Source organism: Micromonospora sp. NPDC049004 (assembly GCF_040649315.1).
Classification (GTDB): domain Bacteria; phylum Actinomycetota; class Actinomycetes; order Mycobacteriales; family Micromonosporaceae; genus Micromonospora.
In genome coordinates this window covers 366,074-391,245 of record NZ_JBEZFG010000005.1, presented here as the reverse complement: position 1 = coordinate 391,245, position 25,172 = coordinate 366,074, and the positions used below count along the sequence as shown (strand labels likewise).

Sequence of the window (25,172 nt, the reverse complement as noted above, 5' to 3'; positions counted from 1 at the left end):
GTCAAGAGAGCGCTCTCTCGAATCTGTCGGCGACCCCGACGCACGACGAGGGCGTCACCCCCGTCGGGGTGACGCCCTCGTCAACGTGGACCGGGCCGCGCCCGGTGTCGAATCAGCCGGTACGCAGGCCGTCGAGCAGCACACGGTCACCCGTGACGTCGAGGGTCTCGAAGCTCACCCGCCCCCAGAGCGCCAGCAGCAGATCGCTCGCGGTGCCGCTGACCTGCGCGCGGGCGTGGTGATCGTCGTGGTCGAAGATGGTCGCCGTGTCGAGCAGCGCCACCCCCTCGCCGCGCAACCGCAGATACCACTCCTGATCCGCGTCCGTCGCCGCGAGCTGCACCACCCCGTGCCAGTCGCCCTTCACCTGCCGCCGACCGGCCGGCAACCAGGTGTCCAGCACCTCGCTCACCCCGTCGGCGGCGAGCTTGGCCTCGACCGGTTCACCGGCGGCGATGGCGAGCTGGGCGTCCCAGCGGTGCACCGCCGTCTCGTGCGCCATCCGGCGCGGCCAGAAGCCGGCCTTCTTCGGCTGCGGTGCCCAGTTCCACGCCGGCGCCTCCGGGTCGAGCCCGTCGAAGAGGGTCATCAGCTGGTCGTACCCCTGCTGCCAGAGCTGGAGCGCGCTCAGCCCGGAGGGCGGCGCCACGGACGTGTCCCGGCGGGCCGGCACCTCGTTCTTCCCGGAGCCGGCGAAGGAATAAACCCAGTGGTAGATGCCCGCGAGGTGCAGGGTGAGATCATTGACTGTCCAGCCCGGACAGGACAGCACGGGTGTCTCGGGCGGCGCCTCGGCGACCGCCGCGGCGAACGCTGGGCCCTCGGCCCGCAGTGCCCCGATCCAGAAGTCCTTGCTGCCCTGCAATCTGCTCATCGCCATCCTCCCGGGGGTGCCGGACCACCAGTGGGTGCCACGGCTGCCCATCAGCCTAAGGTGAAAGACGTGTCAGACGCCTCCGCCCAGCCGACAACCGAAGTCGATCGTGCCATTCCGGGTCCACTGGCCGGCTACACCACGCTACGGATGGGCGGGCCGGCCGGGCGGATCGTGGCCGCGACCAGCGCCGACGAGATCATCCAGGCGGTCCAGGTCGCGGACGAGCCGATCCTCGTCCTGGCCGGCGGCAGCAACGTGGTGATCGGCGACGCCGGCTTCCCCGGCACTGTCGTGCTGGTGCGCTCGGGTGGCCTGCGGGTCCTCACCGAAGATGCCGGGTCGGTCACCGTACGCGTCGAGGCCGGCGAGCCGTGGGACGACCTGGTCGCCGCGACCATCGGAAACGGCTGGGCCGGCCTGGAGTGCCTCTCCGGCATCCCCGGCTCCACCGGCGCCACCCCGATCCAGAACGTCGGCGCGTACGGCCAGGAGGTCGCCGAGACGATCACCGGCGTCGAGGTGTACGACCGGCTCGACGGCACCCGTCGGGTCGTCCCCGCGGCCGAGTGCGGGTTCGCCTACCGGGGCAGCATCTTCAAGTACCAGGACCGCTGGGTGGTGCTCTCGGTCGACTTCCGGCTCACCCGCTCGCCGCTGTCCGGCCCGGTGCGCTACGCCGAGCTGGCCCGGGCGCTCGGAGTCGAGGTGGGCGAGCGGGTGCCACTGGCCGACGCGCGGGCTGCGGTGCTGCGGCTGCGCGCCGGCAAGGGCATGGTGCTCGACGCCGCCGATCCCGACACCCGCTCGGTCGGCTCCTTCTTCACCAACCCGGTGCTCGACCGGGCGACGTACGAGCAGCTCCTGGAACGCTCCACCGACCTGGGCGAGCCCCCGTCCTGGCCCGGGGCGGACGGCCTGGTCAAGGTGAGCGCGGCCTGGCTGATCGACAAGGCCGGCTTCATCAAGGGCCACCCCGGCGAGGGTGGGGTGGCCATCTCCAGCAAGCACACCCTGGCCCTGACCAACCGCAGCGGCACCGCCAGCACCAGCGACCTGCTGGCTCTCGCCGGCACCATCCGCGACACCGTGCACAACCGCCTCGGCGTAACCCTGCACCCCGAGCCGGTCCTGATCAACTGCGCCCTGTAACCCCCCACCCCCCACACCGCTCCGCGATCTTGCAGTTTCTGTCGTGGCATAACGGATGTAATCGGGCAAAACGCCGACCGAAAGTGCAAGATCGCGAGGTCAGGGGTGCGTGCGCGGGAGGGGCCAGGAGAGGGTCAGCTCGCCGTGCCGCCAGCGGTGCGGGCCGTCGCGCACGGGCCAGCCGTCGTCCCGCAGCCTGCCCACGGCCCGCAACCAGCGCTGGCGGGGGCCGAAGGTGGCGTACGGGGCCGCGGCCTGCCAGGCGTCGTCCAGGGCCCGGATCAGGTCGTGCACCGCCTCACCCGGGACGTTGCGGTGGATCAGCGCCTTGGGCAGCCGCTCGGCCAACTCGGCGGGACTCCCCAGCGTGGTGAGCTTCGCGGCCAGGGTCAACGTCCGCGGCCCGTCCGCGTCGACCAGCAGCCAGCTCGCCAGCCGGCCCAGCTCGTCGCAGGTGCCCTCGACGAGCGCCCCACCCGGAGCGAGCGCTGCGGTCATCGTGCGCCAGGCGTCGGCCACCTCGCTCTCGTCGTACTGGCGCAGGACGTTGAACGCGCGGACCAGCACCGGCCGGAGCCCGGCCAACTCGAAACCACCCCGGGCGAAGGTCAGGCCCGGCGGGTCGGCGGCCGGGGTCGCGGCGGCCACCCGCGCCGGGTCGATCTCCAGCCCGACCAGGCGTACGTCCCGACGGACCCCGGCGGCCAGCCGGGCCCGCAACTCCACGGCGGTCACCGGCGTGGCGCCGTACCCGAGGTCCACCACCAGCGGATCGACCGCCGCCCGCAGCCGGTCGCCGCAGGTAGCGACGATCCAGTTGTCCACCCGGCGCAGCCGGTTCGGGTTGGTCGTGCCCCGGGTGACCACGCCGAGCGGCCGGCGTCGTGGAGCCCCGCTCATGGGTCCGGTCCCCGACTCAGGAGACCCGGTGCACCTTGTGCTGCGCCGCCTGCGCCCGCGGCCGGACCACCAGTCGGTCGATGTTGACGTGTTCGGGGCGGGTGGCGCACCAGGCGATGCAGTCGGCGACGTCCTCGGCGACCAGCGGCCCCGGCACCCCGGCGTAGACGGCGGCCGCCCGATCGGCGTCGCCCTCGAAGCGGACCAGCCCGAACTCCTCGGTCTTCACCATTCCGGGGTCGATCTCGATGACCCGCAGCGGCCTGCCGCACAGCTCCAGGCGGAGCGTGCCGGCGATGGCGGTCTGCGCGTGCTTCGCCGCGGTGTAGCCGCCGCCGCCCTCGTACACGGTCAGGCCGGCGGTGGAGGAGACCACCACGATGGTGCCGGAACCGGACGCCTCCAGCGCCGGCAGCAGCGCCTGGGTGACCCGCAGGGTGCCGAGCACGTTCACGTCGTACATCCACTGCCAGTCGGCTACCGAGCCGGACTCCACCGGGTCCAGCCCGCGCGCTCCGCCTGCGTTGTTCACCAGGAGGGTGACCGGCCCGGGCGCACCGGCGGCGGCCTCGGCCAACCCGGCCACCGACTCGTCCGAGGTGACGTCGCAGGTCACCGCGGTGGCCTGCCCGCCGGCGGCGGTGATCTCGGCGACCAGGCCGGCGAGCCGTTCGGCGCGGCGGGCGGCGGCGAGCACGTGGAAACCCTCGGCGGCGAGCCGGCGGGCGGTGGCTGCTCCGATCCCGCTGGACGCTCCGGTGACGATGGCGACAGAGGTCATCTCGTCATTGTCGCCCCGGTCGTCCGAAGCCCTGCGATCGGGCACGGGGCTCCGTCGCGCGGGCCGCCGGTTGATGAGGTCCGTCACCCCGGCCGGCCGCGCCGACGCATTTCCGTAGCCCGATGGGGAAGATGACATCCGGCGTACAGGTTGACCGAGAAGCGCCGGTCGTGCGAGACGGCATTAACCGTGACTGAAGGAGCGGACGTGGCGGAACTGCACACCGGTGTCGGTCGTCAGCGAGGTGCCCGACCGTGGCCCCGGCCCCGCCGCATCGCCACCCTGTCGGTGCACACCTCTCCGCTGCACCAGCCCGGCACGGGCGACGCCGGCGGGATGAACGTCTACATCCTGGAGGTCGCCCGGCGGCTCGCCGAGGCCGACGTCGAGGTGGAGATCTTCACCCGGGCCACCTCGGGTGATCTCCCCCCGGTGGTCGAGATGGCCCCCGGCGTGCAGGTCCGGCACATCACCTCCGGTCCCCTGGAAGGGCTGACCAAGGAGGAGCTGCCCGGCCAGCTCTGCGCCTTCACCGCCGGGGTGCTGCGCGCCGAGGCGTCCCGCCCACCCGGGCACTACGACCTGATCCACTCCCACTACTGGTTGTCGGGGCAGGTCGGTTGGCTGGCCAAGGAGCGCTGGGGAGTGCCGCTCGTGCACACCGCGCACACCCTGGCGAAGGTCAAGAACGCCCAGCTCGCCGCCGACGACCGACCGGAACCGAAGGCTCGGGTGATCGGCGAGGAGCAGGTCGTCGCCGAGGCCGACCGGCTGGTCGCCAACACCAGGGTGGAGGCCCGCGACCTCGTCGAGCGGTACGACGCCGTCCCCGACCAGGTTTCCGTCGTACAGCCGGGCGTCGACCTGGCCCGGTTCCGGCCCGCGTCGGGCGACCGGTTCGTGGCCGCCCGCGCCGCCCGCCGCCGGCTGGGTCTGCCGGTCGACGGGTACGTGGTGGCCTTCGTCGGTCGGATCCAACCACTCAAGGCGCCGGACGTGCTCATCCGCGCGATCGCCGCATTGCGTCAGCGTGATCCGGTCCTGGCCGACGAGGTGACAGTGGTGATCTGCGGCGGGCCCAGCGGCAGTGGGCTGGACCGGCCGACCGCCCTGATCGAGTTGGCCGCGACGCTCGGAGTCGCCGACCGGGTCCGTTTCCTGCCGCCGCGCACCGGCGACGACCTGCCGGCCCTGTACCGGGCCGCCGATCTGGTCGCGGTGCCGTCGCACAACGAATCCTTCGGGCTCGTCGCCCTGGAGGCGCAGGCCTGCGGTACGCCGGTGCTGGCCGCCGCCGTCGGCGGGTTGGTCACGGCCGTGCGCGACCACGCCAGTGGGGTGCTCATCGACGGGCACGACCCGGTGGACTGGGCCCGCGCCCTGGGCCGCCTCCTGCCGGACCGTGCCCTGCGGGCCAGGCTGTCCCGCGGCGCCGCGCAGCACGCTCGGCACTTCTCCTGGGACCGCACGGTCTCGGGCCTGCTCGACGTCTACGGCGAGGCGATCGCCGCCCGCCGGGCCCGCCTCGCCGCCGACCTGGCCGCGGATCCCGCCCTCTCCTGCTCCTGGTGACCAGAGGTCCGGCCGCCCGGACGGTGGTGACCGCACGCCGGCCGGGGTGTCCGCCGGCTCGTCGTCATCCGGCGCGTGGGCCGGGGCGGTCGTAGAGTGGGTCCGGTGAGCCCGAAGAGCGATCTTGCGACTCTGATCGAGTCGGTCTGTGCCGAACGTGACCTGGCCTGGGAGTCGACCGGGCCCGGCTCGTACGCGGTCACCCTGCCGGGCACCCACAAGCTCAAGACGATCTGCAACCTGATCGTCGGTGAGCACGCCCTGCGGATCGAGGCGTTCGTCATGCGCCAGCCCGACGAGCGGCGCGAGGAGCTGTGGGCCTGGCTGTTGCAGCGCAACGCCCGGATGTACGGGGTCTCCTTCTCCACCGACGCGGTCGGCGACGTGTACCTGACCGGGCGGGTCAACCCGGCCGGCGTGGACGCCGACGAGCTGGACCGGCTGCTCGGTTCGGTGCTCACCTACTCCGACGAGTCCTTCGACACGATGCTGGAGATCGGCTTCGGCAGCTCGATCCGGCGCGAGTACGAGTGGCGGGTCAAGCGCGGTGAGTCGACCGCGAACCTGGCCGCCTTCGCCCACCTCTTCGAGCCGTCCGGCGCGGGTCCCGACACCGACCCCGCCTGACGGCCGACCCCGCGTCGCTCCACCCGCTCCACCGGGGCCGACCGGCGCTGCGTCCCCCGGTGACCGGCTTGCGGCCGGGGTCCGACCGCTTCGGTTCGAGCCGGTTCGTCGCTGGAGGTTCGGACTGCTCCTGACGGGTATGCCGCACCGCGCGGTGCGGCAGAGGGACCCCCGCGCGCCGATGACGGAGTGTCGAGGAGCGGAGCGTTTCATGGCTCAGCGGAACAGCTCAGGTCGCGGCGGGACTGCGACCAGGACCAAACGGCAGGCCGGCAACCAGAGCCCGGCTACTCCCGGGGTCTCCGAGTCGGAGATCTCCCGGATGCGGGTGGACGACATCCGCGGGCAGTTGCGCAAACGCGGGGTCTCTGGGATCTCCGCGTTGCGCAAGCCTGACCTGGTGAAACAGTTGGTGCGCTCGATGCGTTCCGACGCCGGTGGGGCGGGACGACGCAGCACCGGACCGGCAGGTCGGGCCGCCGGCACCAGGGCGTCGGCCGGTCGGGCCGCCGCGACGAAGAAGTCGGCGTCGCGGGCCGCACCGAGTCGCGCGAAGGCGGCGCCCGCGAACAAGAGCGCTCCCGCGAAGCGGGCCGCGGCGAAGAAGACGACAGCGGCGAAGAGGACGAGCGCCGCGAAGAAGACGACGGCTGCGAAGCGGACCAGCGCCGCGAGCAGGTCGACCGCGGCGAAGCGGACGACCAGCGCACGGACGTCGACGGCGGCCCGTAAGACGGCCGCGGCGAAGAAGACGACAGCGGCCAGGTCGACCGCCGCACGCAGGACGTCGACGACCGCGCGTACCGCGCCAGCGCGAAAGGCGCCCGCGAAGAAGGCGCCGTCGCGACCGGCCGCCAAGCGGGCCACTGCGAAGGCCGCGCCGGCGAAGCGGGCGGCACCGGCCAAGCGGGCCACGGCGAAGCGGGCGGCGCCGGCGAAGCGGGCCACGGCCAGCCGACCGTCGGCCGGTGGCACGACGGCCGGTGGGATCCGGACCGGACGGGGCAGCGGACGGTCGGTCCGCAGCTCGCAGGTGATCTCGTCGACGGCCGACCGGCCGGAGCGGCCGGGGCGGAGCCTGATCACCGCGAATCACGAGGTGATCCGACGTTGGGCGATGGAGCGCGGCGCGAAGCCGGCGACCATCGCGGGCACCGAGCGGGACGGTCGGGCCGGAGTGTTGACCTTCAACATCCCCGGATACCGGGAAAGTAGCCGGATTCGCGAGATCACCTGGGATGACTGGTTCTACACGTTCGATCTGCGCCGGCTCAACCTGATCTATCAGGAGCAGATGCGTGACGGCCGGCAGAGCAACTTCTTCCGGACGGAGTCACCCGATCGTGAGGACGGCTGAGGTGTTTGCGGGAATGCCCGACGGGTACCCGGCTGTTGCCAGAGACCGAGGCGCGAGCTGGGGATACTCGTCAGTTGTGACCGGCGAGACAGCCCATCTGGGTTGAATCCAGAATCCGGCCGAACTAGCTTTATTGCACCGCGCCACGCTTGGAAACGTTCGGGGGAGCGGCGGATCGATCAGATCCGCGCACCAGGCGAGGTGCGAGGGGACGGGTGGATCAACCGTTGGGGGACGGTGCCCACCTGTTTGGACCGGCGGCGCGAGCGGGCGATGCTTACGGGGGTGAGTGTTGCCCGCCGCCGCCGGCCCCACCGGCGAGCGCCCACCGTGACCTTCGGGTCATGGTGGGCGCTTTGCCGTCGGATGGTCAGCCGGTCTGGACGCGGTCCCCGCGCGGCGCCGGCTCCCGGTCGGCGGCCCGGCGCAACGCGTCGACGTGCCGGTCGCGGGGCGGCCCGGCCAGCAGGTGCCCCAGCGCGGCCAGCAGGCCCAGCCCGCCCACGATCAGCCAGTGCCGGTCGCCGAGGTGCTGCAAGCTCACCCCGCCCAGTGTGGGTGCGACGAACGCCGCGGCCGGGAACGTCAGGTAGAAGACCGACTGGTACCGCGCGCGCAGCTGCGGTGGTGCCAGGTCCGCGTTGATCTGCGCGTTGGGCGGCGCGGCGAGCATCGAACCGACCGTCCAGACCACCGCCGCGCCGAGGTAGACGCCCAGGCCGTCGGCGACGGTGAGCACACCGAAGCCGACCGCCAGCAGGGCCGTGGAGACGGCCAGTACGACGTCCTTGCGGTGCCTGTCGATCAGTCGGGGCACGAACAGTTGCCCCAGCACGATCAGCGCGCCCCCGAGTGCCACCACCACCCCGTACGCGGACGGTCCCAGACCGTCGGCGCGCATCGCCAGCGGCATGATCGTCGAGGTCTGCAGGGTGAGGACGGCCAGCACGAAGGTGAGCCCGACGAAGATCAGGAAGTTCCGGTCGGTGAGCGCGGTGTGCAGCCCCTGTCGACGCGAGCGGCCGACCCCCTGCTGGTCAGCGGGTGGGAGGGGCGCGGCCGGGCCGGCCCGGCGCAGGGTCTCCGGCACCTTCCAGGCGATGACGGCGGCAGCGGTCAGCGTGGCGCCGGCGTCGACCAGGAACAGCGCGGTGAAGCTCGCCTCGGCAAGCACCCCGGCGAGCAGCGACGCGACGGCCATGCCCAGGTTGAACGCCCAGAACTGGAGGTTGAACGCGCGTGAGCGGCGCTGCGCGGGCACCACGTCGACGATCGCCGCCACGAAGGCGGGGCTGGGCATCGAGTGCACCACGCCGACCAGCGCGGAGAGCGCCGCGATCAGCAGCAGGGGCCGGCTGAAGGCCAGTGCCACCATCAGGGCGGCGGTGGCCAGGTGGGCGGCGAGCAGGGTGGCCCGGCGACCCCACCGGTCGGCCAGTACCCCGCCGAGCAGCGCGCCGGCCGCCCCGCCGGCCCCGTACGCCCCGACCACGGTGCCGGCCACCGATTCGCTGGCTCCCCGGGCGGCGGTGAGGTAGAGCGACAGGAAGAGCATGGCGAACGCGCCGGCACGGTTGATCAGCAATCCCGCCCAGAGGTACCAGAAGGTGGCGGGTAGGCCGCCCGCGGTGTCGTGCCACCAGCGCCGCAGGGCGTGCATCCGACCTCCCGACAGTTCAGTTTCTTAACCGTTTCTCCTGGACGGTAGGAAGTCGGGCCGGGTTGCGCCAGTCGGTTTCCTGATCATGAGCCGTTCGTCTCAGCGGTCACACCGGGCTCAGGCTGTCGCCTCGGCGTTCGCGCAGGGGCTCAGGCTGTCGCCTCGGCGGGCTGCGCCGTTGCGGCGCGGGTGCCGACCGGCGTGGACGCTTCGGCGGCGTGGCGTAGCGCGACGGCACGCCGCTCCCGGGCGGGACCGGACGCGAGGTGGGCCACCGCCGTCAGCACGCCGATCACGGCGCAGCCGAACCAGAGCGCGGCGTTGCCGACGTGCTCGCGCACCAGGCCGCCGAGGATCGGCGCGCTCGCCCCGGCGATCTGCCAGGAGAGCCCGAACACGCCCTGGTAGCGACCGCGCAGCTCGGCCGGGGAGAGCTCGGCGATCAGCGTGGAGTTGGAGGGCGAGTTCAGCATCTCGCCGACCGTCCAGATCAGCACCGTCAGCCCGTAGAACCAGGCGCTGCCGGCGAACGCGGTCAGTCCGAACCCGACACCCATCACCACGGCGGCGAGGGCGAGCACCTGCGAACGGTTCCGACCCCGGATCAGTCGGGGCACGAAGAGTTGGCCGACGACGATGAGCAGGCCGTTGAGCGCGATCACCGAGCCGTAGGTGGCCGGGCTCAGGCCGGAGTCCCCCATGGCGATCGGCAGCATCGAGATGTGCTGGAGGAAGACCATCGCGGCGAACAGGTTCAGAGCCACGAAGCCGAGGTAGACCCGGTCGCTGAGGATGGTGCGCAGCGCGCCGCGCGGGGCCGTGGTCGCCGCGACGGTGAATCCGCCGTGGCGCGTCTCCGGCACCCGGACGAAGATGATCAGCGCGGTGATCAGCATCGTGCCCGCGTCGACCACGAACAGCAGCAGGTAGTCGGCCTGAGCGGCGAGACCGGCGAGGATGGCGGCGCAGGCGAAGCCCAGGTTGATGGCCCAGTAGTTGAGCGAGAAGGCGCGCAGGCGGTCCTTGGCCGGCACCACGTCGATCATCATGGCGCCGAACGCCGGCCGGGCCGCCTCGGCGAACATGCCCAGCAGCAGCGCACCCAGCGCCACCGCCCAGAGGTCACGGGCCAGCCCGAGGGCGAGCATCATGGCCGCCGCGCCGACATGCGCGGTGAGCAGCGTCGGTCGGCGACCCCACCGGTCGGCCAGGGTGCCGCCGGCGGTGGTGCCGACCGCGCCGCCGACACCCCACAGGCCGAGCACCAGGCCGGCCTGGGAGGGGGAGAAGCCGCGTTCCTGGGTCAGGTAGATGGCGAGGAAGACGAGGACGAACGAGCCGAGCCGGTTGATCAGGGTGCCCGACCACAGGTACCAGAAGGTGGCCGGCAGGCCGCCGGTGGTGTCCCGGAACCAGCTCCGCATCGTCCGCACGTGGTGCCCCCGCTTGCAAGTAATGACCGATGTGACTACAGCGCCTTACAACCCTAGTGGCGGCCGGATTCGCAGGTCATCCGCTTTTTCACGTGGTGGTCGTCACGACGGGTGCCCGCGTGTCCGGTACGGGGTTGAGGCAGGATGATCGGCATGACTGCGAGCGAGGGGCCCACCGTCGGGACGCTGGTCCTGCTGCGGCACGGCGAAAGTGACTGGAACGCCAAGAACCTCTTCACCGGCTGGGTGGACGTCGACCTGACCGAGAAGGGCGAGGGCGAGGCGCGGCGCGGCGGCGAGCTGCTGCGCGAGCACAGCCTGCTGCCGGACGTCGTGCACACCAGCGTGATGCGCCGGGCGATCCGCACCGCCGAGTTGGCGCTGAACGCCGCCGACCGGCACTGGATCGCGGTGCGCCGGTCGTGGCGGCTCAACGAGCGGCACTACGGCGCCCTACAGGGCAAGAACAAGAAGCAGACCCTTGACGAGTACGGCGAGGAGCAGTTCATGCTCTGGCGCCGCTCGTACGACACGCCGCCGCCGCCGATCGCGGACGACGACGAGTGGTCGCAGGTGGGCGACCCGCGCTACGCGCTGCTGCCGACCGAGCTGATGCCGCGTACCGAGTGCCTCAAGGACGTCGTCGAGCGGATGCTGCCCTACTGGTACGACTCGATCGTGCCGGACATCCTGGCCGGCCGGACGGTGCTGGTGGCGGCGCACGGCAACTCGCTGCGCGCCCTGGTCAAGCACCTCGACCAGATCTCCGACGAGGCGATCGCCAAGCTGAACATCCCGACCGGCATCCCGCTGCGCTACGACCTCGACCCGCAGCTGCGCCCGCTCACCCTGGGCGGCACCTACCTCGACCCGACGGCAGCGAAGGAAGCCGCCGCCGCGGTCGCCAACCAGGGCCGCTGAGCACAGGAAAAGGGGCCCCCGCGCGGTGCGGGGGCCCCTTTTCGTGTACGTCAGCTGGCGGCCGGGCTGTTCTCCCCCGTGATCAGGTAGATCACGTGCTCGCCGGCGTTCACCGCGTGGTCGGCGAAACGCTCGTAGAAGCGGCCCAGCAGGGTGGCGTCGATGGCGGTCTCCACCCCGTAGGGCCAGTCGTCGCCGAGCAGCACCGAGAACAGGCTCTTGTGCAGCTCGTCCATGGCGTCGTCGTCCCGGTCCAACTCGCCGGCCAGGTCGACGTCGGGCTTGGCCAGCACCGAACCGATCTTCACCGCCATCCGGTCGGCGATGTCGGCCATCTCGGTGAAGATCGACCGCAGCTCGGCAGGTACGGCGGGCGAGGGGTGCCGCCGCAGCGCCGTCTTCGCCACGTGGTCGGCCAGGTCGCCCATTCGTTCCAGGTCGGCCGCCACGTGCAGCGCGGTGATCATGGCACGCAGGTCGGAGGCGACCGGCGCCTGCCGGGCGAGCAGGTCACACACCCGCTCCTCGACGTGCCGGTAGAGGTCGTCGATCTCGGCGTCCCGCTCGATGACCGTCTCGGCGGCCTGCCGGTCGGCGGTGAGCAGGGCCCGGGTGGCCTGGCGCATGGCAGCGCGGACGCCCTCCGCCATGTCCACCAGCAGTTGGCTGACGATCTGGAGGTCGGCCCGGAACTCGTCGCGCATCATCACGTCCTGTGGTCGGTCGCCGCCGGCGGGTGCCGGCGCAGGGGTTGAGCAGGTGCGACGCCAACGGTAGGGCGGCTGAACGGATCCCGGATGAACGACGGTGAACGACGCCAGACGTGGGGGTGAACACTTTCCGAAGTGCGGGTGGTTCGTCCCGTTCTGTGTGGTAGCCAGGTTAACAATGACCCTACGATCGCCGGGTGGAGTGGGCGGTGGCGGTCGTGGTGGCCGTGGCGTTGGCGACCGGACTGGTCGTCGGCCTCCTGCTGCCCCGGTTCCTGCCGGCGCGCGGTCGCTCCACGTCGACGGGCAGCGTGAGCTCCCGCTGGAGCAGGGGGAGGCCCGCGATAGCCGACGAGCAGCAGGCCGGGCTCGGCCGCCGGACGATCGATTCGCTCCGGGCCGGTGTCGTGGTACTGGACGACGACGACGTCCCCGTGCTGATCAACCCGGCCGCCCGTGCGATGGGTCTGCTGCGTACCGGCAGCACCCCGGGCTCGATCGCCGCGCACCCGTTGATCCGTACGCTCGCCGGCCAGGTGCGGCGCACCGGCGTGCGGCGCGAGATCGAGCTGGACCTGCCGCGGGGTCGCGACAGCGCGGGGGAGAACCCGCTGGGCGTGCACCTGCGGGCCATGGGCCTCGGGAACGGCTTCATCGCCGTGGAGGCGGTCGACGTGACCGAGTCGCACCGGCTGACCCGGGTCCGACGTGACTTCGTGGCGAACGTGAGCCACGAGCTCAAGACCCCGATCGGCGCGCTCCAACTGCTCGCCGAGGCGCTGCTGGACGCCACCGAGCCGGCCGACGCCGCGGTGCCCGACCTCTCCGAGGATCTGGTCGCCGCCCGCCGGTTCGCCGAACGGATCCAGCACGAGTCGACCCGGCTGGGCCGGCTGGTGCAGGAGTTGCTGGAGCTGACCCGGCTGCAGGGCGCCGAACCGCAGCCGCCACCGGAGCCCGTCGCGCTCGACTGGGTGATCGCCGAGGTGGTCGACCGCACCCGCACCACGGCTTCCGCCCGGGGGGTCGAGGTGACTGTCGACGGCGAGCGGGGTCTCACCGCGTACGGCAGCGACAGTCAGCTCGCCACGGCGGTGGCGAACCTGGTGGAGAACGCCATCAACTACTCGGGCGAGGACACCACGGTGCGGGTCACCCTCCGCGGTGACGGCGAACATGTCGAGGTCGCGGTCGCTGACCAGGGCATCGGCATCGCCCCGACGGACGTGGACCGGATCTTCGAGCGGTTCTACCGGGCCGACCAGGCCCGCTCGCGTTCGACAGGTGGCACCGGGCTCGGCCTGGCCATCGTGAAACACATCGCGAGCAACCATGGCGGTCGGGTGGAGGTGTCGAGCACTCTTGGGGGTGGATCGACGTTCACCCTACGGTTGCCCGCCAGTCCACCTGACGACCTGCTGGCGACACTGCCGCCGGTTGGGATCGAGGCCGGTCCGGCCGAGCTACGGCAGGTCTGACAGCAATGGAAAGGAAATCCCCGTTGAGCCGCGTTCTGGTGGTCGAGGACGAGGAGTCGTTCTCCGACGCCCTGTCGTACATGCTCCGTAAGGAGGGCTTCGAGGTTTCGGTCGCCGCGACCGGTACCGATGCCCTCACCGAGTTCGACCGAACCGGCGCCGACATCGTGCTGCTCGACCTGATGTTGCCCGAGATGTCCGGGACCGAGGTGTGCCGGCAGCTCCGGCAGCGCTCGGCCGTGCCGATCATCATGGTCACCGCGCGGGACAGCGAGATCGACAAGGTGGTCGGCCTGGAGATCGGCGCCGACGACTACGTCACCAAGCCGTACTCTCCCCGGGAGCTGGTCGCGCGGATCCGCGCGGTGCTGCGCCGGCAGAGCCCGGAGGTGGCCGAGGCGGGCGCCCCGACGCTGGCCGCCGGCCCGGTCCGGATGGACATCGAGCGGCACGTGGTGACCGTCGAGGGCGGGGCCGTGCAGCTGCCGCTCAAGGAGTTCGAGTTGCTGGAGCTGCTGCTGCGCAACGCGGGCCGGGTGCTGACCCGCGGTCAGCTCATCGACCGGGTCTGGGGCGCCGACTACGTGGGCGACACCAAGACGCTTGACGTGCACGTCAAGCGGCTGCGCTCCAAGATCGAGCCGGAGCCGTCGGCGCCGCGCTTCATCGTCACGGTGCGGGGCCTGGGGTACAAGTTCGAGCCGTGATCGGCCGACCCGAAGGGGGTCCACGCTCGGCGTGGGCCCCCTTCGGCAGGTCCGGGTCCGTTCAGCGGACGATCTTGATGTTGAAGTTGGCGGTGTCGAGCCGGCCGTAGAGCCGCAACCAGAGCGGCATGAGCATCTCGGTGCCCCGGGCGGTGGAGAGGTCGCCGAGGTCGATCACGTCGGTGTGGCCGAAACTGACGAGCAGCCCGGTGACGATCCGCTTGGCCTCCGCGTCGTCGCCGGAGACGAAGACCGTGTGCGCGCCGTCGGCGAGCTGGCGCGGGCGCACCATCAGCTCGGCGGTCAGCGTGTTGAGCGACTTGACCACCCTGGCCTGCGGGAACTCCCGCTGGATCTGCTCGGCGAGGGAGTCGGTGTCCTGCACCGTCAGGGTGGGTGGGAAGCCCGCACTGAAGTCGAGCGGGTTGGCGATGTCGAGCAGGACCTTGCCGGACAGGTTCGCCGCGCCGGCCGCGGTGAGCGCCGGCAGGGAGCCGCTGCCACTGGTGGCGTTGACCACCAGTTCGGCGTCCGCGGCCGCATCCGCGTGGGTCGCCAGGCCCACCTCGGGGTGCTCGGCGGTCCAGGCGGCGTAGTCGCCGGCCAGGGTGGTCGCGACGTCGCGGGTGCCGATGGTGACCTGGTGGCCCAGCTCCGCCGCGCGGGCGCTGATGGTCCTGCCGACCGAGCCGGTGCCGAGAACTGCTATGCGCATGTCGATCGATCCTCCACTCGGGCGCGGTGGCCTCGCGCCGACTGCCGGTAGGCTAACAGACAGGTCTGTCTACTGCTGCCCCTCGGGAGGCGACAGGGCAGGTGTCTCTCATTGCCTGTAGAGCTGCCCCAGAAATGGGGCGGCCGGGCGCGGCCGAACGTGGGCTGGGCGGGGGGCCGGGCGCGGCCGGGCGCGGGCCGAACGTGGGCTGGGCGGGGGCCGGACGCGGGCTGGGCGAGGGCCGGACGCGAGGCCGGGCGCGGGGGCGAACGCGGCGCGGCACCGGTGGCTCACTCCGACGGCTCCTCCCATTGGCGCCGCCCCGCACATGGGGCAGCTCGACAGGAGTCGACGACACCACCGGGCCCTGCCGCGGGACGACGTGCGGCAGCAGACGGAGCTGTCTGTAGAATCGGCCGTCACCAGCACGTCGAGGGAGTGCCGATGCCTGCCCACCGCACGCCGGCCGGCTCGGCCCGGGACCGGATCCTGGAGACCGCGTTCCGGCTCTTCTACGCCCATGGTCCGCGCGGTGTGGGGGTGGACACGGTCATCGCCGAGTCGGGCGTGGCGAAGGCGACGCTCTACAAGCACTTCCCGCGCAAGGACGACCTGGTGCTGGCGTACCTCGACCGCGTCGACCAGGCGTGGTTCGGTGCGCTGCGCGCCGCCGCCCGGGATGCCGGCGACGAGCCGCGCGACCAGTTGGTCGGGATGTTCGACGCGCTCGCCAGCGCCTGCCGGCGGGACGGCTACCACGGTTGCGCGTTCATCAACACGGCCGCCGAGTCGCCGGCCGGCGGCCCGGTGCACGCCCGGACGGTCGAGCACAAGACGGTGGTCCGGGCCTGGGTGACGGAGCTGGCCCGGCAGGCCGGCGCGGCCGAGCCGGACCTGCTCGCCCGGCAGCTCACCCTGCTGCTCGACGGCGGGCTCGCCAGTGGTGTGCTGGACGGCGACCCGGCGATCGCCGACGCGGCCCGCCGCAGCGCCCGCACCCTCGTCGACGCGGCACTGCGCTGACGGGCGCTCAGCTCAGAACAGCTTGCGCAGCGCCGTCGCGATGTCGGCCACCTCGGTCAGGCGGCTCTCCGCCACGCTGATGACCAGGTCGTACGCGATGTCCTGGTCGGTCTCGTCGAGCTGGGCGATGGTGACGGCGCGGTTCTGGAGCAGGAAGGCGATCGTCACGATCCAACTGATCCGCTTGTTGCCGTCCACGAACGGATGGTTGTTGGCCAGCGAGTGCAGCAGCGCCGCCGCCTTGGTCCACGGGTCGGGGTAGGCGTCCTCGCCGAACACACTGGTCTTCGGTCGAGCCACCGCCGACTCCACCAGGCCGGCGTCCCTGATCCCGACACCGAGCTTGCGGGCGATGGCGGCCACGTCGGCGAGGGTGGGATAGCGGACCGTCATCACTCCGCCAGGCGGGCGAGCAGTGTGGCGTGACGTTCAATGATCTCGTCGGCCAGGTCGCCGAACTCCTTGGCGTTCCGCCGTGCGAGGTAGTCGTCGATGGCGGTTACCACGACGGCGTGCATGGATCGGGCTTCCTCGTCCGCGACAAGACGGAGTCGACGTTCGCGTTCGTCGTCCAGCCGGAGGGTCATCGCCATGCTCAGATGGTAGCAAGTGTGCTACCAAGATCGGCTAGAGATTGTCGGCGGGGTGCGGGGCGACCAGGCCCTGCTGCACCCGGGCCGCGCACAGCTCGGCCAGCCGCTCGTACGCGGCGGCGCCGATCAGCGCGGTCAGCTCCGGCCCGTACGACAGGTACATCGGCTCGGCGCCCACGTGGGCGTCCGTCGAGGAGGTGCACCACCAGTCCAGATCGTGCCCGCCGGCACCCCAGCCGCGCCTGTCGAACTCGGACAGCGTGGAGACCAGCACCTTGGAGTTGTCGGGTCGCTTGACCCAGTCCTGGTCCCGCCGGATCGGCAGCTGCCAGCAGACGTCCGGCTTGTATTCCAGCGGGTGCACCCCGTCGCGCAGCGCCTGGGCGTGCAGCGCGCACCCTCCACCGCCGGCGAAGTCGGCGTCGTTGAGGAAGACGCACGGCCCGTCGGCGCCCTGGGTGGCGGTGCGGCGTGCCGGGTTCTTGCCGTCGATCGTGTCCTCGTCGGTCCAGTTCTTGAAACCGCGCCGGTAGTGCTGCCAGGTCGACGGGGTGAGCTGTTTGACGGCGTTGCGGACACGCTTCTCGTCGTCCGAGTCGGTGAAGAACGCCCCGTGCGAGCAGCAGCCGTCGGCGGACCGGCCGGCGATGATGCCGTGGCAACCGCGACCGAAGATGCAGGTCCAGCGGGAGAGCAGCCAGGTCAGGTCGGCCCGGATCAGGTGGGTCTCGTCGGCCGGGTCGGCGAACTCGATCCACTCCCGGGGAAAGTCCAGCGGCACCTCGCGGCTGCGCGGGTCGCCCGGGTCGTCCACCAGCACGCGGAGCTCCATCGTCACTCGGACCAGCGTACGCGCGGTGCCGTCCGTGGGCCGACGAGCCGCACGAACGTGTTGCACCTAGGGTCTTCACCATGCGACTGGGTGTCCTCGACGTCGGATCCAACACGGTGCACCTGCTGGTGGTCGACGCGCACCACGGCGCGCACCCCTGGCCGGCGCACTCGGAGAAGGTCGTCCTGCGTCTCGCCGAGCAGATCGGCCCGGACGGCGCGTTGACCGAGGCCGGCTCGGACAGCCTGGTCAAGGCGGTCGGCATGGCCAAGGCGGCGGCCACCGGGTTGGAGGCGGACGACCTGATCGCGTTCGCCACGTCCGCCGTCCGCGACGCCACCAACGCGGCCGACGTGCTCGCCCGGGTCCGCGACGAGACAGGCGTACGCCTGGAGGTGCTCTCCGGCGCGGACGAGGCGCGGATGACGTTCCTGGCGGTGCGGCGCTGGTTCGGCTGGTCGGCGGGGCGTCTGCTGGTGCTCGACATCGGTGGCGGCTCCCTGGAGATCGCCGCCGGGATCGACGAGGACCCGGACGTCGCGATCTCGCTGCCGCTCGGCGCCGGCCGGCTGACCCGGGAGCGGCTGCGGGTCGACCCGGACAGCGCGACGCCGCCGTCCGCCGAGACCGTCGACAAGCTGCGGGAGTACGTGGACGGGCGGCTGGACAAGGTCGTCGACCAGCTGACCGAGGTGGGCTGGGGTCGGGCGGTGGCCACCTCGAAGACGTTCCGCACCCTGGCCCGACTGGCCGGCGCGGCGCCGTCCGGTGCCGGGCTCTGGACGCGGCGCAGCCTGACCCGTGGCGGTCTGCGGCAGGTCATCGGCTTCATCCGGCACATTCCACCGACCCAGTTGATGGAGCTGGAGGGGGTCAGCGCCGGTCGGGCCCACCAGTTGCTGGCGGGCGCGGTGGTCGCCGAGGCGGTGATGCGCCGGCTCGACCTGGACACGCTGGACATCTGCCCGTGGGCCCTGCGGGAGGGGGTCATCCTCCGTCGACTCGATCAACTGGAGCCGATCTGACCAGGGTGCCGGGTTACGAGTGGTTTGCCAGTGCTCGTCCTGATGGCCCCGCGACAGCCGGGCTACGCTGGCTGATGTGACTTCCCGCGTTCCGGTGCTCCTGTCCAGCTCGTCGGTCTTCCCCGAGCCGACCGCGGCGGCGTTCCAACTGGCCGCGGCGCTCGGCTACGACGGCGTCGAGGTGATGGTCTGGACCGACGTCGTCAGCCAGGACGCGGGCGCGCTGCGCGGCCTGTCGGCGCACTACGACGTGCCGGTGCTGTCGGTGCACGCGCCCTGCCTGCTGGTCACCCAGCGGGTGTGGAGCCCCGACCCGTGGCAGCGACTGCGCCGGGCCGCCGAGCTGGCCGAGACGCTGGGAGCGCCGACGGTGGTGGTGCACCCGCCGTTCTCCTGGCAGCGGGACTACGCGCGCAACTTCGCCGAGGGGCTGGCCACTGTCGCGGACCGGTTCAACGGCCTGCGCTTCGCGGTGGAGAACATGTACCCGGTGCGGATGGCGGGTCGGCAGTTCGTCCCGTACGTCCCCGGGTGGGATCCCACCGACACCGGCTACCCGTCGTACACGCTGGATCTGTCGCACTGCGCGGCCTCGCACAGCGACCCGCTGGAGATGGCCGACCGGATGGGCGCGGGCCTGGCCCACGTGCACCTCGGCGACGGCACCGGCGAGGGCCGCGACGAGCATCTGGTGCCCGGACGCGGCACCCAGCCCTGCGGGGAACTGCTCTCCTCGCTGGCGGCGCGGGGCTTCACCGGCTCGGTGGCCGTCGAGGTGGCGACCCGGGGCGCGAAGAGCCGCGCGGTGCGCGAGGCGGACCTGCGCGCCGCGCTGGAGTTCGCCCGCCAGCACCTGCCCGCCCAGTCACCTGTCGACGTCTGACCCCGCCCGGGGCCGGGCGTCAGCTGACCGGGGTCAGCGACTCGGTGGTCGAGGTCGGCTGCGGGGCGACCGGCAGCTGCTCACCGATGGCGGCCCGCTTGCGGGCCCGGTGTGCCGCCACGTGCGAGCGGGTGGCGCAGCGCTCCGAGCAGAACCGCCGGCAGCAGTTGGACGACGTGTCCAGGTAGACGTTGCCGCACCGCTCGTCGGCGCACACCCCGAAGCGGGCGCTGCCGTACTCGCAGAGCCAGACCGACAGCCCCCAGACCGCGCCGGCCAGGTATTCGGCGCTGACCGACGCGCCCCGGCTGGTCACGTGCATGTGCCAGTCGCTGGAGTCGTGCCCGGAGATGCGCGGCTGGACCGGGAACGCCTCGAGCAGCGCGTTCAGCTCGGTCACCGCCTGGGCGTCGCGCCCCGAGGTGCCGTACTCGAAGACGTCGCGGAGCCGCTTCTGCGCCCGCCGGAAGATCGCGACGTCACGATCGGCGACCTCGTCGCGCATCCAGGCGTTGTCGTCGGGGAAGAGGGCCCGCAGGTCGTCGAGGTCGTCCAGGCGGGCGTTGACCAGGTCAACGCCGGTCCGGGCGTACGCGTCGAAGTTCACGCCCCCAACGGTAGACGACTCACGGGGTGCGCGCCGCGTCGATGTAGTGCGGCAGGAACCGCGCGTAACCGTCGGTGATCAGACTCGCGCTCTCCCGGACGCCCACCCCGGCCGACTCGCCGTCGACGATCCAGCTGCCCAGCACCACCCGATTGCCGGCGAACTGCGCCAGCGCCCGGAACTCCTGGTAGCACCAGCCCTCGTCGCCGTAGATCCCCGGATTGGTGATCTCCTCGGCGGCGGTCACGATGCGTACCGAGCCGCCCTCCCGGCCGAGCAGCGGCTTGGCCACGTACTCGGGCATGCCCCGCGGCGAGTCGAGGTACGCCGGGAGCAGGTACTCGTGGTCGGGGTACAGCTCCCAGAGGATCGCGAGCAGCGCCTTGTTGGACAGGAGCAGCTTCCACGCCGGCTCGATCCAGGTGGTCGGGGTGCCCGGTGCCAGGGCGGGCGGCCCGTACGGCTCGGCCAGCATCCACTCCCAGGGGTAGAGCTTGAAGCAGGTGGTCACCGGGCGGTCGGCGGCGTCGACGAAGCGCCGGCCGTCCCAGCCGATCTCCTGGATGGGTTGCAGCTCGACGCTCAGGCCGGCCTGCCGGGCGGTCTCGGCGAGGTAGCCGGCCGTCATGTGGTCCTCGCCCGACTCCTCCTCGTTCGACCAGAGCACGTGCACCACTGGGTCGTGCAGCCCAGCGCCGATCTTGGCCCAGGCACCGACCAGTCGCTCGTGCAGGCTGTTCCACTGGTCCAGCTCGGGGCGGGTCTGCTCCAGCCAGTACCACTGGATGATGCTCGCCTCGACGAGCGCCGTAGGTGTGTCGGCGTTGTACTCCAGCATCTTCGGCGGCCAGGTGCCGTCGTACGCCAGGTCGAAGCGCCCGTAGAGGGTGGGTGGCGCCTCGCGCAGCGACCGGGCCACCGCGTCGGCCGCCCAGGCGGGAATGCCGAACTCGGCGTACCGGCGCTGCGCCACCACGTGCTCGGCGGCGGCCACCGACATCCGGTGCAGCTCCTCCGTGGCCTCCTCCAGCCGCAGCACCTCGTCGAGGTCGAAGGCGTACGCGGCGGTCTCGTCCCAGTACGACATGATCCCGCCGTCGGGCAGCTCGGTGTCGACGTAGACCAGCCCCTGCGCGCGGATGGTGGCGTCCCAGTCGGGCCGGGGTGGCACGGATTCGCGGCGCACGTCAGCCTCCGCAGGAGGCGAGGTGGGTGCCGAATCCGCCGCGCTCGGGCAGGGCGGCCGTCGTCGGCTCCCCGGCGGTCCGCCCCGCGGCGGGCGCGGTGACCCGCATCGCCAGCGCGACCGTGTCTCCGCCGCCGACCGGCCCGAGGGCGCAGTCGTCATCGTCGTCGTCCGAGGTCATGTTGCAGCCGGAGAGGGCGAGCGCGAGAGCGGTGAGCGCGCCGAGCTGCACGGAGGCCGACCGGAGTCGGCGGCGGGGGCGTTGGTCCACGGCATCGTTGTAGTCGATCGACGCCAGTACCGCAGCCCCGGCCGCCCCTCGGCGGGGGTCCTGGCAGGGGCGATACGCTCGGCTCATGCTCCGTTCCGTCATCCTCGCCGCCTCCCGGTCATCCCAGGTCGAGCGGCTCGTCGCGACCGCCCCGTACACCCGGGACGTCGTTCGCCGGTTCGTCGCCGGCGCCGCCACCGACGACGCGTTGCGCGCGACCCGCGGGCTCGTCGACGACGGTCTGGCCGTCACCCTCGACCATCTGGGCGAGGACACCGTCACCCCCGAGCAGGCCACGGCCACCCGGGACGAGTATCTGAAGCTGCTGAAGATGCTCTCCGGGGCCGGGCTGACGCCGGCCGCCGAGGTGAGCGTGAAGCTCTCCGCGCTCGGCCAGATGTTCGACGAGCAGTTGGCGTACGACAACGTGCGGGCCATCTGTGCGGCCGCCGACGCGGCGGGCACCACCGTCACCCTGGACATGGAGGACCACACCACCACCGACTCGACGTTGGAGGTGCTGGCCAAGCTGCGCAAGGACTTCCCGTCGACAGGCGCGGTGCTCCAGGCGTACCTGCGGCGGACCGAGTCGGACTGCCGGGAGTTGTCCTCCGCCGGGTCGCGGGTGCGTCTGTGCAAGGGCGCGTACCGGGAGCCGGAGTCGGTGGCGTACCAGTCGGCCCGCGAGGTGGACAAGTCCTACGTCCGCTGCCTCAACATCCTGATGTCCGGCGACGGCTACCCGATGCTGGCGACCCACGATCCGCGGATGATCGCGATCGGCGAGGACCGGGCGCGCTGGTTCGACCGGGGGCCCGATCGCTTCGAGTTCCAGATGCTCTACGGTATCCGGCCCGAGGAGCAGGCCCGGCTGGCCGGCGAGGGCTACACGGTGCGCACCTACGTGCCGTACGGCGACGAGTGGTACGGCTACCTGATGCGTCGGCTCGCCGAGCGTCCGGCGAACCTGGTCTTCTTCGGCCGGGCCCTGATCTCCAAGAAGTAGGAGCCGCTTGACGCGCTTGGCTAATTGCCTTAGCTTCAAGCTATGACAGTTAGCCAGGTGCGGCGCGACGGCGGACACATCGCGTACGAGGTGCACGGCGACGGCCCACTCGTCGTCCTCGCTAACGGCATGGGCGAGAACAGGGCGAGCTTCCGACACCTCGTGCCGCTGCTCGTGGCCGCCGGTCACCGGGTCGCCTCAGTCGACGTACGCGGGCACGGGGAGTCCAGCGTCGGCTGGCCCACGTACGCCCCGGCGGAGGTCGGCGCCGACCTGCTGGCCGTCGTCCGTGACCTCGACGCCGGGCCGGCCGTGCTGGTCGGCAGCTCGTCCGCCGCCGCGGCGGTGGTCTTCGCCGCGACCGACGCGCCCGAGCTGGTCTCCGGCATCGTGCAGATCGGCGCGTTCGTCGGTCAGCCCAAACTCAACCCGCTGCTGCGGCTGGCGATGGGAGCCGTGCTGCGCAGTCCACGACTGTTCGGGATGTTCCACAACACGCTCTTCCCCGTGCACCGGCCGGCCGACGACGCCGCGTACCGCCGGTCGATGGTGGCCAACCTGCGCGAGCCCGGCCGGATGGCCGCGACCCGCGGTGTGATCGCGCCGGTCGAGCCGCACTGGACCGTCCGCGCGCCGCAGGTACGCCAACCGGTGCTGGTGCTGATGGGCGCGAAGGACCCGGACTTCCCCGACCCGGGGGCCGAGGCGAGGGCGGCCCGCCGGCTGTTCCGCGTCGCCGAGGCCCGGATGATCGAGGAGGCCGGGCACTACCCGCACGCCGACCGGCCGCGGGCCACCGCCGACGAGCTGGTGGGCTTCCTGGCGGTGTGTGCCGGTGCCTAGGGCCGGGCTCAACCAGCAGACAGTGGTGCGCGAGGCCGCCCGGCTGGCCGACGAGGTCGGCTACCACCAGCTCACCCTCGCCGCGCTCGCCAGCCGGCTCGGAGTCGCGCTGCCCAGCCTCTACAAGCACATCAAAGGGGCGGACGCGCTGAGCCAGAAGCTCGCCGCGCTGGCCAGCGCCGAGCTGGCCACCGAGCTGACCACGGCGGCCGCCGGCCGCTCGGGTGGGGACGCGCTGCGGGCGATGGCGGACGCCTACCGCGCGTACGCCCACCGGCACCCCGGGCGCTACCCCGCCACCCAGCGGGTGCCCGACCCGTCCGACCCGGAACACGTCGAGGCGGGCGAACGCGCGGTGGGCGCCATCTTCGCGGTGCTGCGCGGCTACGGGCTCACCGACGACGACGCGGTGGACGCGACCAGGGCGCTGCGCAGCGCCCTGCACGGGTTCGTCGCCCTGGAGGCCGCAGGTGGCTTCGGCCTGCCGCGCGATGTCGACCGCTCGTACCAGCAGTTGGTCGCCGGCCTGGACGTCGCATTCCGCTCCTGGCCGGCTCGCGGCGCCTGACCCGGTCCGGTCGGCCCGGGTCGGCCTCGCCCGATCCGGCCTTTGGTCGTACCCTTCGGCGGGTGACTGACGGGGTGCAGCAGCCAGCACCGCGGCGGCTCTGGCCGCTGTGGACCGTGCTCGTCGTGGTTGTCCTGCTGCTGGGCTGCGGCCTTCCGGCGGCACTGGTCGTCGGCGCGGTCCGCGAGGCCGGCGGCCGGGCCACGCTCAGCCGGGCCGGCGCCACAGCGACGGACGACCCGGCCACCGCCGTCGCCCGCGCTCTGTCCGATCGGATGACAGCGCAGCTCCAGCGACAGTCCACGGCGCTGCTCGGCGGCGACCGGGCCGGCTTCCTCGCCGTCGCCGATCCCGGCACGCATTCCGACCTGCGCCGTCGCTTCGCCGCGCTGCGCGCCCTGAAGGTGACCGTGTGGAGGGCCGAGCCGAGCGGCCTGCCCGTACCCGTCATCGGCAGGGCCGGCGAGTGGCGGCTGCTGGTGCGCTTCCAGTACTGCTTCGTGGCACCCGGCTGCCGACCGAGCCCGGTGCTGATCGGCACCCGCTGGCGGGAGAACGGCGACCAGCCCCGACTGATCGCGCTGGAGGAGTCGAAGTCCGCCGAGACCGGCACCCGACCATGGGAGATCAGCGAGCTGGCCGTGGCGGTCGGCGCCCGGACCATCGTCGCCACCACGCCGGCGCTGCGCGGCAAACTGGCCGGCCTGCTGACCCAGGCGGAGGCGGCCGCCGCGGTCGCCGACACCTACGCGGTGACCGGCTCGCCGCCGGACCGCTACCGGATCTTCTACGCCGGTCGGACGGAGTGGCAGCGCTGGTACGGCGGCGGACGCCCACAGTGGACCGGCGGCTACGCGGTGACCGTGGGCGGCGGCCACCACGAGGTGGTGCTCAACGCCGACGGGCTGACCAGCAGCGGCACCGACGACCTGCTCCGGCACGAGCTGACCCACGCCGCCTCGCTGCCGGAGCGCGGCTACCCGGGCAAGACGACCTGGTGGCTCGTCGAGGGGCTGGCCGAGTTCGCCGGCTCGGGCGGCCAGCCGGTCGACAGGTACGAGGGGCTCGCCGAGGTGCGCAAGCTGGTCCGGGGCGGTTGGGACGGCCGGCTGGAGGGCGTCACGCCCGCCGACGACGCGCCCGCCGAACGGGTCGGCGGCAGCTACGGCGTCGGCTACCTCGCCGTCCGCCACCTCGTCGACAGGTTCGGACCGGAGCGGCTGCTCGCCTTCTTCAAGGCTGTGGTGCACGAGCGCAAGACCGCCGACGTCGCCGCCGAGCAGGCGTTCGGCGAGCAGTGGTCGACACTGCACGACGAGTGCGTCGCGTACGTCCGCGCCACCAGCGCCTGAAAGGCTGCCGGTGGCCTGGGACCCGGTCACCAGCACGTGGCGCGGCGTGCCCGGCTGACCTGTTCCCGGGGACTGGCGGGCGGCTGGGCGCCCGGA

Annotated in this window: 27 protein-coding genes; 14 read left to right on the top strand and 13 right to left on the bottom strand. The window is 72.3% G+C overall.

Annotated features, from left to right (window positions below):
• Positions 1-112: 112 nt before the first annotated feature.
• Entirely contained in the window at positions 113-874 is a 762-nt protein-coding gene (locus tag AB0B97_RS18025; protein ID WP_234582337.1) for a maleylpyruvate isomerase family mycothiol-dependent enzyme, read from the bottom strand.
• A gap of 69 nt (positions 875-943) precedes the next feature.
• Here AB0B97_RS18025 and AB0B97_RS18020 point away from each other — a divergent pair, with 69 nt between their 5' ends.
• Positions 944-2,026, top strand: a complete 1,083-nt coding sequence (locus AB0B97_RS18020) for a UDP-N-acetylmuramate dehydrogenase (protein WP_357494723.1) — start codon at positions 944-946, stop codon at positions 2,024-2,026.
• Between the two features lie 99 nt (positions 2,027-2,125).
• Here the strand turns inward: AB0B97_RS18020 and AB0B97_RS18015 are convergent, their stop codons facing one another.
• Positions 2,126-2,926, bottom strand: coding sequence for a class I SAM-dependent methyltransferase (locus AB0B97_RS18015; protein ID WP_357494722.1), 801 nt, complete (start codon positions 2,924-2,926; stop codon positions 2,126-2,128).
• Positions 2,927-2,942: 16 nt separating this feature from the next.
• On the bottom strand, positions 2,943-3,707 hold the full coding sequence (locus AB0B97_RS18010) for an SDR family oxidoreductase (protein ID WP_357494720.1): 765 nt from the start codon (positions 3,705-3,707) through the stop codon (positions 2,943-2,945).
• A 207-nt stretch (positions 3,708-3,914) separates the two neighbouring features.
• On the opposite strand from AB0B97_RS18010, the gene mshA reads away from it, so the two are divergent.
• From mshA to AB0B97_RS17995, 3 genes are all read left to right on the top strand, one after another.
• A complete protein-coding gene (gene mshA / locus AB0B97_RS18005; protein WP_357494718.1) occupies positions 3,915-5,279 on the top strand; it encodes a D-inositol-3-phosphate glycosyltransferase in 1,365 nt (454 codons plus the stop codon).
• Between the two features lie 105 nt (positions 5,280-5,384).
• Complete coding sequence (locus AB0B97_RS18000) at positions 5,385-5,906, top strand: YbjN domain-containing protein (RefSeq protein ID WP_357494716.1); 522 nt, start codon at positions 5,385-5,387, stop codon at positions 5,904-5,906.
• A gap of 322 nt (positions 5,907-6,228) precedes the next feature.
• Positions 6,229-7,263, top strand: a complete 1,035-nt coding sequence (locus tag AB0B97_RS17995; protein ID WP_357494971.1) for a hypothetical protein — start codon at positions 6,229-6,231, stop codon at positions 7,261-7,263.
• 370 nt (positions 7,264-7,633) lie between these two features.
• Here the strand turns inward: AB0B97_RS17995 and AB0B97_RS17990 are convergent, their stop codons facing one another.
• On the bottom strand, positions 7,634-8,923 hold the full coding sequence (locus AB0B97_RS17990; RefSeq protein WP_357494714.1) for an MFS transporter: 1,290 nt from the start codon (positions 8,921-8,923) through the stop codon (positions 7,634-7,636).
• 149 nt (positions 8,924-9,072) lie between these two features.
• Positions 9,073-10,356, bottom strand: a complete 1,284-nt coding sequence (locus AB0B97_RS17985) for an MFS transporter (protein ID WP_357494712.1) — start codon at positions 10,354-10,356, stop codon at positions 9,073-9,075.
• Positions 10,357-10,509: 153 nt separating this feature from the next.
• Between AB0B97_RS17985 and AB0B97_RS17980 the strand changes: the two genes are divergently transcribed.
• Entirely contained in the window at positions 10,510-11,277 is a 768-nt protein-coding gene (locus tag AB0B97_RS17980; protein ID WP_007465667.1) for a phosphoglyceromutase, read from the top strand.
• Between the two features lie 50 nt (positions 11,278-11,327).
• Here the strand turns inward: AB0B97_RS17980 and phoU are convergent, their stop codons facing one another.
• Positions 11,328-11,981, bottom strand: a complete 654-nt coding sequence (gene phoU / locus AB0B97_RS17975) for a phosphate signaling complex protein PhoU (RefSeq protein ID WP_234582346.1) — start codon at positions 11,979-11,981, stop codon at positions 11,328-11,330.
• A gap of 203 nt (positions 11,982-12,184) precedes the next feature.
• On the opposite strand from phoU, the gene AB0B97_RS17970 reads away from it, so the two are divergent.
• Positions 12,185-13,465, top strand: coding sequence for an ATP-binding protein (locus tag AB0B97_RS17970; RefSeq protein WP_357494709.1), 1,281 nt, complete (start codon positions 12,185-12,187; stop codon positions 13,463-13,465).
• 23 nt (positions 13,466-13,488) lie between these two features.
• Positions 13,489-14,172, top strand: coding sequence for a response regulator transcription factor (locus AB0B97_RS17965; RefSeq protein WP_039906992.1), 684 nt, complete (start codon positions 13,489-13,491; stop codon positions 14,170-14,172).
• Between the two features lie 61 nt (positions 14,173-14,233).
• On the opposite strand, the gene AB0B97_RS17960 is transcribed toward AB0B97_RS17965, so the two are convergent.
• Positions 14,234-14,887 (bottom strand): NAD(P)-binding domain-containing protein, encoded by a 654-nt coding sequence (locus AB0B97_RS17960; protein ID WP_357494707.1) that lies wholly within the window; start codon positions 14,885-14,887, stop codon positions 14,234-14,236.
• Positions 14,888-15,331: 444 nt separating this feature from the next.
• Here AB0B97_RS17960 and AB0B97_RS17955 point away from each other — a divergent pair, with 444 nt between their 5' ends.
• On the top strand, positions 15,332-15,910 hold the full coding sequence (locus AB0B97_RS17955; protein ID WP_357494705.1) for a TetR/AcrR family transcriptional regulator: 579 nt from the start codon (positions 15,332-15,334) through the stop codon (positions 15,908-15,910).
• A 12-nt stretch (positions 15,911-15,922) separates the two neighbouring features.
• Here AB0B97_RS17955 and AB0B97_RS17950 read toward each other — a convergent pair whose 3' ends face one another.
• From AB0B97_RS17950 to AB0B97_RS17940, 3 genes are read right to left on the bottom strand one after another with little or no spacing between them, the layout of a single operon-like run.
• Positions 15,923-16,303 (bottom strand): Fic family protein, encoded by a 381-nt coding sequence (locus AB0B97_RS17950; protein WP_357494703.1) that lies wholly within the window; start codon positions 16,301-16,303, stop codon positions 15,923-15,925.
• Complete coding sequence (locus AB0B97_RS17945) at positions 16,303-16,503, bottom strand: hypothetical protein (protein ID WP_074314830.1); 201 nt, start codon at positions 16,501-16,503, stop codon at positions 16,303-16,305. The genes AB0B97_RS17950 and AB0B97_RS17945 overlap by 1 nt, the downstream gene beginning before the upstream one ends.
• A 34-nt stretch (positions 16,504-16,537) precedes the next feature.
• The gene (locus AB0B97_RS17940; RefSeq protein ID WP_357494969.1) at positions 16,538-17,335 is read right to left on the bottom strand and encodes a hypothetical protein; all 798 of its coding nucleotides are present in this window, start codon (positions 17,333-17,335) and stop codon (positions 16,538-16,540) included.
• An 80-nt stretch (positions 17,336-17,415) separates the two neighbouring features.
• Here AB0B97_RS17940 and AB0B97_RS17935 point away from each other — a divergent pair, with 80 nt between their 5' ends.
• Positions 17,416-18,360, top strand: a complete 945-nt coding sequence (locus AB0B97_RS17935; RefSeq protein ID WP_234582352.1) for a Ppx/GppA phosphatase family protein — start codon at positions 17,416-17,418, stop codon at positions 18,358-18,360.
• Between the two features lie 76 nt (positions 18,361-18,436).
• Complete coding sequence (locus AB0B97_RS17930) at positions 18,437-19,243, top strand: sugar phosphate isomerase/epimerase (protein WP_234582353.1); 807 nt, start codon at positions 18,437-18,439, stop codon at positions 19,241-19,243.
• A 19-nt stretch (positions 19,244-19,262) separates the two neighbouring features.
• Here the strand turns inward: AB0B97_RS17930 and AB0B97_RS17925 are convergent, their stop codons facing one another.
• The 3 genes from AB0B97_RS17925 to AB0B97_RS17915 are packed head-to-tail and all read right to left on the bottom strand — an operon-like array spanning position 19,263 to position 21,394.
• Positions 19,263-19,850: a CGNR zinc finger domain-containing protein gene (locus tag AB0B97_RS17925; RefSeq protein ID WP_234582354.1), complete on the bottom strand. Its 588-nt coding sequence runs from the start codon at positions 19,848-19,850 to the stop codon at positions 19,263-19,265.
• Positions 19,851-19,869: 19 nt separating this feature from the next.
• Positions 19,870-21,036: a glutathionylspermidine synthase family protein gene (locus tag AB0B97_RS17920; protein ID WP_357494700.1), complete on the bottom strand. Its 1,167-nt coding sequence runs from the start codon at positions 21,034-21,036 to the stop codon at positions 19,870-19,872.
• A gap of 1 nt (position 21,037) precedes the next feature.
• Positions 21,038-21,394, bottom strand: a complete 357-nt coding sequence (locus tag AB0B97_RS17915) for a hypothetical protein (RefSeq protein ID WP_234582356.1) — start codon at positions 21,392-21,394, stop codon at positions 21,038-21,040.
• Between AB0B97_RS17915 and AB0B97_RS17910 the strand changes: the two genes are divergently transcribed.
• The 4 genes from AB0B97_RS17910 (at position 21,393) to AB0B97_RS17895 (ending at position 25,076) form a co-directional block, all read left to right on the top strand.
• Complete coding sequence (locus AB0B97_RS17910) at positions 21,393-22,313, top strand: proline dehydrogenase family protein (protein WP_234582357.1); 921 nt, start codon at positions 21,393-21,395, stop codon at positions 22,311-22,313. The two genes, AB0B97_RS17915 and AB0B97_RS17910, sit on opposite strands and share 2 nt — an antisense overlap.
• A 42-nt stretch (positions 22,314-22,355) precedes the next feature.
• Positions 22,356-23,156 (top strand): alpha/beta hydrolase, encoded by an 801-nt coding sequence (locus AB0B97_RS17905; RefSeq protein WP_357494697.1) that lies wholly within the window; start codon positions 22,356-22,358, stop codon positions 23,154-23,156.
• The gene (locus tag AB0B97_RS17900) at positions 23,149-23,724 is read left to right on the top strand and encodes a WHG domain-containing protein (RefSeq protein ID WP_357494695.1); all 576 of its coding nucleotides are present in this window, start codon (positions 23,149-23,151) and stop codon (positions 23,722-23,724) included. The genes AB0B97_RS17905 and AB0B97_RS17900 overlap by 8 nt, the downstream gene beginning before the upstream one ends.
• A 62-nt stretch (positions 23,725-23,786) precedes the next feature.
• Positions 23,787-25,076 carry a hypothetical protein gene (locus tag AB0B97_RS17895; protein ID WP_357494693.1) on the top strand — a complete coding sequence of 430 codons (1,290 nt, stop codon included), beginning with the start codon at positions 23,787-23,789 and terminating at the stop codon, positions 25,074-25,076.
• Positions 25,077-25,172: the final 96 nt, after the last annotated feature.